The 13,779-nt window shown below is 31.1% G+C and carries 11 protein-coding genes and 1 pseudogene; 4 read left to right on the forward strand and 8 right to left on the reverse strand.

The features are described 5' to 3' along the window. Positions 1 to 200: 200 nt before the first annotated feature. The gene (locus ACQKM9_RS17105) at positions 201 to 797 is read right to left on the reverse strand and encodes an AAA family ATPase (protein WP_427735577.1); all 597 of its coding nucleotides are present in this window, start codon (positions 795 to 797) and stop codon (positions 201 to 203) included. A gap of 95 nt (positions 798 to 892) precedes the next feature. Further along, positions 893 to 1,384, reverse strand: a complete 492-nt coding sequence (locus tag ACQKM9_RS17110; protein ID WP_427735578.1) for a DUF2716 domain-containing protein — start codon at positions 1,382 to 1,384, stop codon at positions 893 to 895. Positions 1,385 to 1,533: 149 nt separating this feature from the next. Between ACQKM9_RS17110 and ACQKM9_RS17115 the strand changes: the two genes are divergently transcribed. Both ACQKM9_RS17115 and ACQKM9_RS17120 read left to right on the forward strand, forming a co-directional pair. Then, complete coding sequence (locus tag ACQKM9_RS17115; protein WP_427735580.1) at positions 1,534 to 1,692, forward strand: hypothetical protein; 159 nt, start codon at positions 1,534 to 1,536, stop codon at positions 1,690 to 1,692. Next, entirely contained in the window at positions 1,676 to 2,329 is a 654-nt protein-coding gene (locus ACQKM9_RS17120; protein ID WP_427735581.1) for a hypothetical protein, read from the forward strand. The genes ACQKM9_RS17115 and ACQKM9_RS17120 overlap by 17 nt, the downstream gene beginning before the upstream one ends. A gap of 546 nt (positions 2,330 to 2,875) precedes the next feature. Here ACQKM9_RS17120 and ACQKM9_RS17125 read toward each other — a convergent pair. The 3 genes from ACQKM9_RS17125 to ACQKM9_RS17135 form a co-directional block, all read right to left on the reverse strand. Beyond that, positions 2,876 to 4,026, reverse strand: a protein-coding gene (locus tag ACQKM9_RS17125) for an IS3 family transposase (protein ID WP_427735582.1) whose coding sequence is annotated in 2 segments (ribosomal slippage) — positions 2,876 to 3,753 and positions 3,753 to 4,026 — 1,152 coding nt in all. Because the reading frame shifts where the segments join, the coding sequence is not laid out codon by codon here. Positions 4,027 to 4,149: 123 nt separating this feature from the next. After that, on the reverse strand, positions 4,150 to 5,076 hold the full coding sequence (locus tag ACQKM9_RS17130; protein ID WP_427735583.1) for a tyrosine-type recombinase/integrase: 927 nt from the start codon (positions 5,074 to 5,076) through the stop codon (positions 4,150 to 4,152). Positions 5,077 to 5,668: 592 nt separating this feature from the next. Continuing rightward, on the reverse strand, positions 5,669 to 9,211 hold the full coding sequence (locus tag ACQKM9_RS17135) for an SIR2 family NAD-dependent protein deacylase (RefSeq protein WP_427735584.1): 3,543 nt from the start codon (positions 9,209 to 9,211) through the stop codon (positions 5,669 to 5,671). Between the two features lie 274 nt (positions 9,212 to 9,485). On the opposite strand from ACQKM9_RS17135, the pseudogene ACQKM9_RS17140 reads away from it, so the two are divergent. Next, positions 9,486 to 10,620: pseudogene (locus tag ACQKM9_RS17140) on the forward strand (IS3 family transposase). 289 nt (positions 10,621 to 10,909) lie between these two features. Next, positions 10,910 to 11,233, forward strand: a complete 324-nt coding sequence (locus tag ACQKM9_RS17145; RefSeq protein WP_427735585.1) for a hypothetical protein — start codon at positions 10,910 to 10,912, stop codon at positions 11,231 to 11,233. 66 nt (positions 11,234 to 11,299) lie between these two features. Here the strand turns inward: ACQKM9_RS17145 and ACQKM9_RS17150 are convergent, their stop codons facing one another. The 3 genes from ACQKM9_RS17150 to ACQKM9_RS17160 all read right to left on the reverse strand — a co-directional run bounded on the left by ACQKM9_RS17150 (position 11,300) and on the right by ACQKM9_RS17160 (position 13,582). Beyond that, on the reverse strand, positions 11,300 to 12,208 hold the full coding sequence (locus ACQKM9_RS17150) for a hypothetical protein (RefSeq protein WP_427735586.1): 909 nt from the start codon (positions 12,206 to 12,208) through the stop codon (positions 11,300 to 11,302). 7 nt (positions 12,209 to 12,215) lie between these two features. Continuing rightward, positions 12,216 to 13,004, reverse strand: a complete 789-nt coding sequence (locus tag ACQKM9_RS17155) for an ImmA/IrrE family metallo-endopeptidase (RefSeq protein WP_427735587.1) — start codon at positions 13,002 to 13,004, stop codon at positions 12,216 to 12,218. Between the two features lie 179 nt (positions 13,005 to 13,183). Further along, positions 13,184 to 13,582 (reverse strand): hypothetical protein, encoded by a 399-nt coding sequence (locus ACQKM9_RS17160; protein ID WP_427735588.1) that lies wholly within the window; start codon positions 13,580 to 13,582, stop codon positions 13,184 to 13,186. Positions 13,583 to 13,779 lie beyond the last annotated feature (197 nt).

Consider the following 13,779-nt stretch of genomic DNA (forward strand, 5'->3'; position numbering starts at 1 on the left):
TGGGTATATCTGAAATCCATCCTTTAGGTATAAATCCAATTTCTAAGCTCAACAATAACCATCCTTTATAGAAATACTTCAAATCCATATTATATCATTTCCATACGGCTATTGAACAAATCTCCCCCGTTAGTTCAATAAGAAAAAGGCTCTACTCCTAATTGAAGTAAAGCACCCGTTAGTTGAAGAAAGTAACCTATTTAATTTATAAATCGTATATGTTTTATTTGCGTTTTAATTCTGTCCAATCTTTTCTTGAATTTATTTCTGTTGTCATCGAGTAAATGAATGTCTAACATGGATGCAATTGTTTCCACTACACTCTCAGTTGTCAATTTATCAGTTTCTATTCGATGTTTAAATATATCATTTGATAACCCTTGAATACATCTATCTATTTGTTTTTCCCCCCATGAATTTTTTCTCTCACCCCTGCTTCGTAATCTCCTTTGTAATGTTCCCTTAGAAGCCCAAAGTACAAAATGATTGACTTTCACTCCATCATCCCTAAGTTTCCCTACAATTTCTTCAAAATACTGTGGATTTACTAAGGTCATTGGAACAATGATAACCCCGTCATATTCACTATCTATATATTTTAAAGTAGTGTAATTTAACTCTCGCCAGATACTATAATCTTGGAAATCTCCTTTGTTAATTTCTTTGGGTATATTCCTGTTAATAAAAAAACCTATATTTTCTGGATCATAGACAATGGAATTAGGAATCCTTCTTTTTAATTCGTATGAAGTCTGAGTTTTCCCAGAACCAAATGCCCCATTTATCCAAATAATCATTATAATCACCCGTTTTCTATATTGTATAAGTTCACCTTATAAAACGTAATTTCCTTCTTCAACTAACCTGCCACGTTAGTCGAACAAAGCCTACATTACCCCTGACGTACTATTTTTTGAAACATTTGTGGTCGATGTTTTTCAAAACCTTCTATTAATTCTTTTCCGAAAATAGTTATAGTTTTTTCCCAAGGGTGTCCTAAATATCCCCATTCAAAATCCTTATGAATAAAGAAGTAATAATCGCCATTTGGGAAAATCGGTACTGTCCATTCATCGAATTCGTTTTTTTGAAATTCTAGATAGGGATTTATCCAATAACATTCATGCTGCCAATCTAATGCATACATATATTCATCTACTGACGTACATTCTTGAAAAGCAAGTAATGCTTTTTCTTCCAAGTCATCATAGGCATCCAAGCATTTATATTTGCCAAAGTAGAGTGAGATATCGTAGGTAATAAAAGGGGGTGGTACTTTAAAAGATGGGAAATTGGCTATGCTTGGTTCAAACTTCAATTCGTCATATATTTTATTCCACACTTTTTCATCCTCTGTATTGGATAGTTCAAGCCAGTTTTTCATTTGAATGACCACCTTCTTTAGTAGCGTCTATTATAACATTTCTTATTGAACTAACCTGCCCCGTTAGTTCAATATTCAAATTTGTTCACCATCTAAGTATACATAACAAAAATCAGGGGAATCTTTAGTTAACTTTAAAAATTGGAGGTATGGAAGATAGCGATTTAACCCGAAGAGGTACTAAAATTAAAGGCTCAATCAACGATTATACTGATTTAGATAAAGTTGGATTTGAAAACTATGCAATTGCCAATGAAACATTTGCTTCGCGAATTATTGGAGGTGTAATATATGAAGATCGTAATTAAAAGATTAGGTATACTTCTTTTTTTAGTGACCAGTGGTGGATGGTTTATCCATCAGTTTCAAGTTCATGTTGAAGCCTCGACGAATCAGAAAGAGCAAGAGCTCAAATCAGAGAACAATAAGAAGGCTGCTCACGCTATAAGAACTAAGCTGAAAGAAGAAAATATTCCTTATAAAATCTCAATTGGTTTAAGTTTCAATGAAGAAAGATTGGACGTAGGGATCGCAGGAAGACAAAGCTATATAGATGAAAATGAAAAAAATATCACAAAAGCTACTCAAGAGGCAATACGAAAAACAATTTATAAAGATTATTCAGTCTATATCAATAAAAGTTTTACGTATTCCATTGAAACAGATAAACAATATAATGAATTAAATAAAGAAAAAATACGAAGATTACTTAAAGACCAAGGTTATGAAAAAGTTCAAAGAGTTTTGAAAGAAATAGAACCCAATTTCGTAGGCTTAAGTATATTGACAAATATTCGTCCAAATGATGATACGAGTATTAGTTATGGAAAAGAAATTGATAAAGAATTACGAAAGGTACTTGAAAAAGAAATTGAAACACTAAAAAAAGAAAATGTATTAGTAGAAATCCACATTTATGACATAAGTGGAGAAAAGGTAATTTAATTTTCCAACAGTATCTCCCATACACACGATTTAATTTGCACGGGAGATACTGTTGATATTTCCCTTTAAAAAAGACCACTTATTGGTCTTTTTATTTTGTACTTCTTCAATTAACCTGCCCCGTTAGTTGAATAAGAGCTGTCTGAACAGCTCAAAGATCTTTACTAAAGCACCCGTTAGTTGAATATGAAAAGAACTACATACAGCAGCCTAATTCTCTTAAACTAATGCACCTGTTAATTCAATAAGTACAATTAACTTACTACACAATATGGACTTAGAGTGCAAAAAAAGAGCTAGCACAATAAATGATGACCTACTGGCTTGGTTTTATAGTATTTGAACAAAACTAAATGAATTTTAATAATCCCGTCCCAAAAAAACAAGTGATATAATTCAAAACACGTTTTGTATATACCTCGCTAGTCTACATTTGAAGGTCAAGTGAATAGTTTATAAGGATATAGCATTTTCATCATGTTATTTTAAAGATATAAAAAAGCGTGCGGGTGTGTTGGGGACTGACCCCTGTATTTAAGACAGGGATCAACCCATCAGTTGACGGTATTGTACCGGCGACTGGTTGTTTAGTTTCGCTTGTATTCGGATATAGTTATAATACTTTATATAGTCTTTGACAGTTTGTACTACGATTGCAGTCGTAGTACTCCTTAAATTGTCTAAGTAGAACGTTTCAGACTTTAAGACAGAATGAAACGATTTGATAGGGGCATTATCAGCTGGCGTACCTTTATGGGACATGCTCATGATAATGCCTTTTCCTTTAACAGCTTGTTGATATCGATAAGACGTGTACACCGAACCTTGATCACTATGCAGCGTACCCCTTTCGGGTAAAGTATCTAATTGAGATAATGTATTCAATACGAAATCAGTATCTTGGCAATCACCAATCGAATAGGCGATAATCTCCCCATTATATAAATCTTGAATACTTGAAAGATACAATTGTTTTTGACCAAATGGCAAGTAAGTAATATCGGTTACGAGTCTTTGTAAAGGTGCAGTTGCCTCGAAATTACGGTTCAATAAATTATCTGCAATGTGACAAGGTTGTCCATTTTTTTTACGTTTCTTTACTTTCACTCGACACTGCCAACCATATTTTTGCATTATGCGTTGCACGACTTTATGATTTACTCGTAGTTCTTGGCGTAAGAGTGCAGTAATTTTTCGATAACCATATCGAAATTTATGTTTACGACAAAGTTCACCAATACGTCGCTCAATTGATTGACGAGATTTTACATCGGTAGATGCCTGTTTCCAACGATAGTAGGTAGATCGTGTAACTCCTATATGTGTACATATATCCTTCACACACATCGTTTCTTTTAAAGACTCCACTAACTGTACAGCTACTTCTCCAACCACTTCCTCTCCAACTCTGCGTACTTTTTTAAAACCTCAATTTGTTGCTTCAAATAACGATTTTCCACTTCTAATTTTGTTTGTTTATTCTTATATTCAGGACCTTTATTAAAGGTATACTGTTTACCTACAGGCTGTTCAAATCGATGTATTTCTCCATTTTTAAACCAACGTAACCATGTTTCCACTTGTGTTTTATTTCGTATATTTAATTCAATTAAAACTTGTTTCGTTGAAATACCAGATAATCGCATTTCAATAGCCTTCATTTTCACTTCGTATGGATAACTCACTCTTGTGCCCATAGAAAAAGCACCTCCTAATTGAAATTTAGGTATCTATACCCGAATTCAAACGAAGATGCTTTTTTTATTTGTCTATACTTTTGGGGTCAGTCCCGTTATCTATTCTCACTCTTTTAAATTGATTTAAGGTAGAAATTTATCGACGGTACGATTCGATACTTTCAAGTAGTGATCATTTATTGTCTTAATTGATTTGTGACCTGTTTGTTTTGCAATTGTCGCTAAATCTGCTCCCCTTTCATGCATATCTGAGACTAATGTTTTGCGAAAATTGTATGCAGTAAAACCTGTCCATTTTTTTAAATCGTTCAAATAAGCTCTTGTTGAAATTTCTCTACTTATATATTTCTCGTGATTTCCATTAGAAAGGATACTACCAATTAAATAATCTTTAGGATGCAAGTTGTATTTTTTTATATACTCCTGAATCGCCATAACAGTATCTAGAGTCAGCCTTTTTTCTTCATATATCTTCTGCTTCTTCAAGTAAACATTCACTGATAAATTATCTAAATCAAAGTCTTTTATTTGTATACGAACCATTTCACTCGGGCGGTTACCTGTAATTAGATTAACTAAGCATATAGCTTTTGCACGTAAACTAAGTTTATTTATCTTCTTCATTAATTCATCCATAGGTAATGCTTTTTTTCCTTTTCGAATAGTTTGCTTACTATATTCTTCTTGTTTAAACAAACTTCTTAGATACTTTATTTCACGCTTAAAATCATCATCATTTTGAAAAACATTTTGAGTTTCTACTATTATATAGCGTTTTAATGCGCAGATGCGTTTTTCGAATGTGCTGCTCTTAATACGCTGCTCCTTAATACAATAGTCTAAAAAATCATACATAGACTCTTTTGATGTAGTTTGATCAGTGGTAACAAGATATTTTTGATACGCTCGAATATCACTTTGATAAGCTGAAGGTATTTCGTTTTCAAAAGCGATAATTTCTTGTTGACGATCTTGGTGGCGTTTTCGATTTAAAAATGCACTTTGATGTATTACGTTATTTTGAGATGACATATTTTCACGCTCCTTCATCTAAATCCCTTTTATCGCAATATGGACAAGTATGTAATTAAATATTGTTATCTTTTTTAATAGTTTAACATTTTACATTCCAAATTAATACCAGTTCTTAAAACATACCATTCTCGGAACTAGTAAAATTCTTTACGAAAACTTAATCATAATAGTTAATTATTTTAATAGCTATAAAGGGCATAAAATTTTAATACTTTCTCGATTTCTATAAAAGGATAAATAAAACACTTTTAATTATAGGTTTGAATAATTTCATAAATTTGTATGTTTCTGAAACACTCTGAGATGAATCGAGAATGGAGATAATGGGTAATGATAAAACTAGAATAGGTTCATCCGTACGCTTAGGTTTTGCTTAGCATATGTTTTCGTTAAAATGTGGGAGTGACCCGACTTCTATAAAAATACAAAAACACAAGTATATTTTTATTAATTTAAGTGTAATTGTCCCACTAACCACAGTAAACGTTAAATTTATAATAGAAAAAACCCAGACATTTTGAAAAAATTTGATCAAAATGTCTGGATAAATTAAATTTAGAAATTATTAATAAAAAGGTCAGTTTTATAAAAATTTAGATAATAATGTTTAATTTCCAATCAGCAAGTCTCTATATTTTCTTATCTCTGGTAAACGATGATTTTTTATAAATTCATCCCACTCATCAAAATTCTCTTTAGTACTTAATGTTTGATTTTGATATAGATAAACTGCGAGTGCCACAACACTTGATAATACTTCAAAATTTTTCAATGTAGAAATTATTATTTTTTCTTTTTTTATCAAGCTTATGAAATCATTTAAAAACTCTAGTAATAACTTACATTCATTTTCACTAAAAATAGAAGGAATATTTTTCATACAATATTTTAGAGTATCTGCAGCATTTTTAAAAATTTCATCAGAGCCATAATGTAGCATATTAAATAATTCTTTCTTCAAAGCATCACCATCGCCTAATATCTCTTTACTATTTATTAATACTAAATAATCATAAGTACAATGTGTAGCTACGTCCACTTTAGACTGATCTTTTGATTTTAAACAGTTCACTATATCCATTAAAGAATAATTAGTAGGTATTTTTAAACGTTCAAAACTTGGGAACAAATATAAAGATAAATCAGGCCTACTCTCATCAATTTTATTAAAAATCTCTTTTATTTTTTCTATATCTCTATCGTCTAAAGCATCTATTGGAACCACAGATAGGATATTATTTTTCAAACCAAGAACTGCTGTTTTTAAATAGTCTCGTACATACAAGAAACCATTATCCTCTTTGATATCTCGAAGTAATCCCTTTTCTTGACTATCCCACCACTTATAAAATTTATTAAGCCACTCTTTATAAAATCGACTATCAGGTATTTTTCTTTTTTGCTTTCCAATATAATCTGGGAATATCCCGTATAGCTCATTATAGTAATCATATACCGCTACATTACTGGAAAGCGTAAATCCTTTAAACCCTTTATTATAATTATAAAACGTAGGAATTTCTTTAGATAAAAAGAACTCTATACCATTCTCACTAATTTCAGACTTTGAGTTAATTATTTTATCGAATACAGCATTAAATATAAAATCGCTAATTCCTTGTTCACTATTCTTTTTTAATTCTTTTATTACTTCGATGAATTCATTTCTAATTGTTTCAGAAAGACTCTTAGTTTCTTCAAGGAAAGTCATTCTAATCAATGCACTTTCTTTTTTACTTCTATCTACACCTTCTTTAATATATCTAAGCATTTCTAAAATTTTATTCTCAGAAATCACCAAATTACAAATATCTTTTCTTTTAGAAAAAGGGACTAATAAAGGCTCAAAAAATTCATGCATATAAAGACTTTTATCAGTATTCCATTGACTAAATATATTTGATTCAATTAATTGTTCACAAAATAATTTTTGCTCTTCTTTATTCTTATCAAACATTAACCTTTCAATTAAATTCTCTAAAATATTTTTCACATTATCTTTAAAATTATCTTCATTATTTATAAAACTAATAATCTTTAAATCTATATCTTGCTTTGTTTCTTGAGATAAAGCGAAATAGATACGTGAAATTATTTCTAGTGCAACATCTACATTGATAATTGAAGTAGTTTCCTGTTTGATAGTATCCTTTAGCATCTCCACAAGAATTTTTAAATTATTTTCATCTAATTTATAAACGAACTCCCTTGAAAAAAATTCATCCATTTTCTTTACAGTTACATGTTGTATTCTCTTAATTTGAGAATACAGTGGATATTGAATTTCCAAGTTTTTTAAAGATAGTTCATATTGGAATCTATCACTTATTGTAAGATTAAATAATTCTTCAATTTGTAAAATAGCATATGAATCTAAAAGCTCTTGTTTAAAATAGTCCCCCATACTTGAAGAAATTTTACCTTTTCCTGGATCAAATCCTGGTGTTTCTTTAGTCCCCAATGTATACTCATATTTTTTTACCGAGATTAACATATTATAGAATTCTTTACCAACATTACAATTTTTTAAGTTTAAATTTCTAAGTCTATCATAACCATAGTCCCTCTCATTATTAATTTTCTTTAAAAGACTTAGAGCAATACTTTCTAAAGATAACAATCGATATTCATCACTCTGTATCGCTAATAAATTTCTAATAGTTTGTAGATATTCTTCAAGAATTTCTTTTGCTGCCTCTTTTCTAGAAATTTTTATAAGTATAGCTGCTTTTTTTATTCCCCATTCTATTTCCTTTTCTCCAACCTGCCATACATTTAATTTCTCTTCAACTTTATCTATGTTATTAAAAGCTAAATTAAAAAGTAACTCTTCATGAATAATTCTATGGCGGTGTAGTTTTTTAGACTCTGTATTTTCTAATAAATCCTTATATTTATAAAATTCTTCTTTATTACAATCTAATCTAGCTTCTTTTAATAAAACTAATAAAATATTATTAAAATTATTATCTAAATCATTTCCTATTTCTTCAATCAAATCTTTCAATTTTTTATGAGTTTCGGATACCAAAGGTATATAAAACTGATCATAGCACCAAAGCAACTCGTTTAAGTATTTAAAATCTGTTCCATTCTTTAAAGTGGCAATGCTATTAATTTTCTTATTTGCAAAGAATCTAATACTTTCAGCATTGGAGCGTCTAATGTCATCTGGCATAACTACCCATCCTGGGAAACTCTCTCTGTTATACTGTAAATCTTCTAAACTTAATTTAATCTTTCTATATGCTTTATAAGGCCATTTAGTCTTCTCTTCTCTATTTTTATAAGAGAGGAATTCAAATAAATCTGTGAACATTTCTTTATACGGATTTTTTTCTAATGAATATATTTCCTCAAAATCAATTAATGTAACTCCTATGGACTTCAAGTATCCTTGTCGACTTCTTTGACCATATCCAATCATATATATTTTAGGCATCTGGTCACCTAAATTATTTCTAACCCAAGTCGTCCATCTTTCAAAATTCGGATCATCGCCAGAGAAACCTACTAACACAAACGTAGTTTCCATAATTGATTGCTGAACCATATTAACAAATGGACTAAACCGTTTAGGATAACTTTCATAATCATTTTCAGTAAAAATAAACGGTCTATTAGATGGAAAACTGCCGTGTAATTTTATAATTCTAGGCGAAGTTGAATTTGGTATATCATTTACATCATAAATAACTTGATAGTTACGCTCATATACATTTCTTTTAGCACGTTCTAATAAAGTATCATAATTTGTAGTATAAATATCTGCCCAAGGAAGATTTAGCAATTTATAATGCAATGAATCCGGCTCATAATTATCATCAGGTATAGCCTCTTTCAATACCTCATCTAGACTTGCTCTTCCATATTCCTCTTCATATAGTTGTCCTATTTCAAGAACATCTTTATATTCAATATCTAAATGATGATTAAGATTTTCCGTTAACATTTTCTTTAAATCATTCCAAAGAGCTATTCCTGAAAAATTTTCTTCAATTTTATTAGCATTCAAGCTATATCCTGCACCTACCATTACCGAAACACGACTTTTTCCATCTTTAGACCACAAATTATCTCTAATTACTTTTAAGTGAGGATACATGGTTAATTTTTCTTGAAAAAACTCATCAATATTTTTAATACTCAATTATTACTCAACCTTTCTCAATAAAAAAAATATATATTTTCACTAAATTAACTTTTCAAACAATAATTTAGCCCTATGTTCAGCAATTTTCTTTCCATACTTTAACTTTAAGAAATTTATTTATTAAATGCAATCTTTCTTTATCCCGTGTACCATGGTTATCATTTAATCCACTTAAAATTAATTGAAAACAATACTTTTGGAGTCAGTATAGATGTATGGACACATTGAAGTTAAGTCCTTATCCTAGAAATTAAGAGAGGACGTGTCCGTAATGAAACAAAAACGTTACAACCAAGAATTCAAAGAAACAATCGTCGAAATTTATCGCACTGGTACGCCCGTCAATCAACTTGCCAGCGAATATGGTGTTACTGAAGTAACTATCTATAAATGGATTAAAGTACATTCCCCAATTGAAGGTAAAGAATCACTTACACCAGCTGATATATCAGCCATACAGAAAGAAAACTTACGCTTGAAACAAGAGGTAGAAATTTCAAAAAAGGCTATGACCATATTCGCGAAAAAGTGACGGATCAAGAAATTATCGAACATATTAATGAAGAGAAGGCACACTATCCTATTCAAATGATGTGCCGTGTTTTAAGTTGCCTAAAAGTACGTATTATCAGGCGGCCCATAAAAAACCTTCGGTATATCATTTGGAAAATCAACACATTACAGAACGTATTCATGAAATACATCAAGCAAGTGACTGTCGTTATGGAGCACCTAAAATCCACTATCTACTGGGTAAAGAAGGCTTTCAAGTAAGCATCAAAAGAGTACAGCGTCTAATGAAACGTGCTGGAATCCGTTCAACTATCGTAAAAAAGTATCGACCAACGCCAACTCAAGTTTTAGTAGAAGAACGCGAAAATCGTTTAAATCAAGACTTTCAAACAACATCAATTAATGAAAAGTGGGTGGCCGATATTACATATATTCACACATTTAAGGATGGTTGGTGTTATTTGGCTTCAGTGTTAGATCTTCATTCAAAGAAAATTGTTGGATACAAGTTTTCTCGTCAAATGACCGTTGAATTAGTCACGCAAGCTTTAGAAAACGCGGTTCAGAGTCAAGAGCCCCTTGAAGGGCTCATTGTGCATACGGATTTGGGTACGCAATATACAAGTGAAGCCTTCCAAGAGCAATTAAAGAGCCACGGTATGATTGCACCTTTTAGTAGAAAAGGATGTCCATATGACAACGCCTGTATTGAATCCTTTCACGCTACATTGAAAAAAGAAGAAGTTTATAGAAACAGGTATTTGAACTTTGAAACTGCAAAATTGTCACTCTTTCAGTACATTGAAAGTTGGTATAATCGCAAAAGAATTCACGGAGCAATCAACTACTTAACCCCAGATGAAGTAGAAAAATTATGTCGAGCAACTGCCTGACTTAACTTTTTTGTGTCCAAGATATTGACTTAGATCCACTTTTTATCTTGTAATTCAATTAAAAAGCATATTAAGTTTTAGACAGTACTCTATCTGAGTTAATTCAGGACATGGCTGCAAACGAATTATATATTAAGTTAATTATATACCTTGTTACTTTAAAAAGCGGACAATACTTATTGGAGAAGTTTAAAAAAGCGAAAACAATACTGGATGGACAACTTTTCGTGCGGTAAATGATAATGCACTATATAATAGAATAAACTCATACTACATTGGACGTGATGACATGGAAACAATGCATATTCCTATCGACGCTGAACGTATTATTAGTACTTCTAGTAAAGGCGATCAATCGAAATGGTGTATTAGCAACCAGTGGGTCAAACAAAATGAACGAGGTTATGAAGGACAAGCAGAAGTATTAGCTTCTTTCATATTTGAATGCTCAACTCTTGACCGTTCTAAATATGTTGTCTATCAGCCATGTATCATTCAATTAGCTGACGGTGAGCAATTTGATGGCTGCTATTCACTCGACTTTCGTGGAATAAAACAAGAACTGAAGTTACACAGCATACCAGTAACATTCCAGCTAGGAGGTAAAAAATGAATATGGGCACAAAAAAACTCAAACCAATACAGCTTGAGTTCTTTTGTGTGTGAATCTTGTAATTTATCAGAATGTTATAGACATGGAATTTTCTATCCACGCCTCGTATTTCGTTAAAAAATGGTTATTATTATCACAATGTTCAACATTGGAATAATTTGCAACCTTCGATTGTATCCGAATTTTTCTAGCTTTATTGTTACGGCATTGAGTCACAAAATCGCGTTTAATTGCCTTTGACCACTGTGAATCATGTTCTACCATTACACCAAACAATACAACGTCATATGAGTTTATTTGATATGTTTCATAAAACTCTTCAATCATTATAGAGCCTAATGCTTCTCTTAACTTTTCTTTAGGACCAATAATGATACGATCCGTATAGACCTCAACCTCATTAGTGTAAACGTCTACCGCCCAATACTCATTTAAAAACAACATAGTGAAAAACAATAACACACGTTCACCAGCATCATCTGATATAACGGTCAACGCAGCTTCAATCTCATGAAACTGCTGAACTGTTGCTAATGCAGCTTTTACATCACTGTTATGGTCAAACAGTTCATTTGCAATTATTAAAGCTTCACGAAGTGCATAATCTTTTTTGCCACCATTACTATTTAACATCATATTTTCCATATCAGTAAAAGTGACAACATGAATGTCTTTCTGAGCGGAAATGGCTTGGAAAGCAGGCTCATACAACTGATTGAAAACCTTGTCCGTCATATTTTTTTGTTTTCCCGAACCTGCACACTCTCTTAATATAACTTCGGGTATTACGACTAATTGAACGTCCTTGAACATTTGCTGCAATATATACTTATGATAGTCAGCACTTTCCCTTGTCGCTTTTGCCACGTCTGTCCAAACATTTGTGTCAAGCATAGCAATTTTTAAATCTGCTAAATTTGGTAACCCTCTTTTAACATATGAGTCAATTGTATTTTTATAAATGGTAGAATCCATTTAAATTTCACTCCTTCTCTTTTTCTCGGAGCCCTCCTAAATGATTCATATGCGAGTAATACGTGGTATTAATGCTCTGATAATCACTGGCTCGTAAATTTTCTCTAACAATTGGATCATCCAATAGTTCACTAACACTATCGAATAGAACACTTCTACTTGGTGTTAATAAGGACTTGTCAAAATCGCTAGGCAAATGCTTACGGTAATCATAATCAATAATTTCTACCGCTTCATTGAGCGTTATTAACTCATCCTGTGCTAACTTAATCACAAGACATTTATACGGTAATTTAAAGGTTTGTATTAACCGAATTACTTGATTTTCAAGTTTATCGCCTGCGTAAGTTTGTCGTACTTCTGCAAATACCGCCTTTAAAATAACACTATTAATCAACAATTCTGACGCAAATAAGTTAGCAATTCGTTCATTTTCATTTGGTGAACTTCCATCAGCAAACGTACGAACATTGGATGCTTTTATTTTATCAGCTTCAAAAAAGTAATGATAAAATTCGTGTGCCCATATAAAATTTTCATACGTCTTTGGTTGATTTGTATTTATATGAATAAAATAACGGCCATTTTTATAAGTAACTAAACCGCCGTATTCTAAGTCATCACTAGGAAACATTATCAAATTAGCATCTCTTGCTAAATAATTTTTAATTGCTTCAACAGGCGTATATCGGAATGCAATGCCTATTTCTTGCGTCTTATCGACATAAACTTGTACCTGTTGCAAGTAATCTTTATTCGTATTGATTATTTCAATTACGTTATCTTTATTAATCATGTTTTCACTTCCTTGAAAGAGTATCGAAACATCATTAAAATTCTAGGATATATAAATATTGAACAAGAAATACAAAGTTGTATAATGTTGCAATATTCGACATTAATCTATTTTATGCGTTTCATAGTAAGAAAATTAATCTTACCTGTATCAAAAAGATTTTAAATAAAGTTTTATATTTAACCTAGCTCTTTGGCACTTTTTAATGTATGAATCATATTAATTATTTCATCTAAAATTGTCATAGTTTCTCTAAATGCTTCGCTGTCTGTTCCGTTAAAACTAGCTGCTGAAAAATTCTTAATCGAATCAGCTTCTAGTTCTTCAAGAGTTCTTGGTAATTGAATATTTTCATTGTAGAAATAAAATGGATCTTGAATACGAAATAATTTATTTAATTTTGGAATACTCTTATTAATATCTCCCTCCCCTTTTATTAAATTATAAAATGTAGCTTTTGGTATTCCACTGCGCTCATAAACCCATTTTTGAGATTTACCCACAGCATCAATATAATTCTTTACATTCCTTGCTACAATTACATTAATATCTCCTTCGTTAACCCTATAGTTACCCACATAATCACCCTCCGATTATAATTATAGAGAATTGGAATAGACATGTAAAGTTTTGAGTGTAGATTCTTGTACTTGATTCAATAAATGATCAACTTTATTTTTTTTTTTTTAAAAATGTATATAAAAAAGTACAAAAACATAGACTTATAAGTTGAGACAAACACTTAATAACCTGATTTTGTAAAATAAAAAAACGT

Source organism: Viridibacillus sp. NPDC093762, from assembly GCF_050279675.1.
Taxonomy (GTDB): Bacteria; Bacillota; Bacilli; order Bacillales_A; family Planococcaceae; genus Viridibacillus.

Excerpts from the sequence above, each read along its gene's own strand:
- ACQKM9_RS17105 (WP_427735577.1), bottom strand. The coding sequence starts at position 797 with ATGATTATTTGGATAAATGGGGCATTTGGTTCTGGGAAAACTCAGACT.
- ACQKM9_RS17145 (WP_427735585.1), top strand. The coding sequence starts at position 10,910 with ATGGAAACAATGCATATTCCTATCGACGCTGAACGTATTATTAGTACT.
- ACQKM9_RS17120 (WP_427735581.1), top strand. The coding sequence starts at position 1,676 with ATGAAGATCGTAATTAAAAGATTAGGTATACTTCTTTTTTTAGTGACC.
- ACQKM9_RS17115 (WP_427735580.1), top strand. The coding sequence starts at position 1,534 with ATGGAAGATAGCGATTTAACCCGAAGAGGTACTAAAATTAAAGGCTCA.
- ACQKM9_RS17155 (WP_427735587.1), bottom strand. The coding sequence starts at position 13,004 with ATGATTAATAAAGATAACGTAATTGAAATAATCAATACGAATAAAGAT.
- ACQKM9_RS17130 (WP_427735583.1), bottom strand. The coding sequence starts at position 5,076 with ATGAAGGAGCGTGAAAATATGTCATCTCAAAATAACGTAATACATCAA.
- ACQKM9_RS17110 (WP_427735578.1), bottom strand. The coding sequence starts at position 1,384 with ATGAAAAACTGGCTTGAACTATCCAATACAGAGGATGAAAAAGTGTGG.
- ACQKM9_RS17150 (WP_427735586.1), bottom strand. The coding sequence starts at position 12,208 with ATGGATTCTACCATTTATAAAAATACAATTGACTCATATGTTAAAAGA.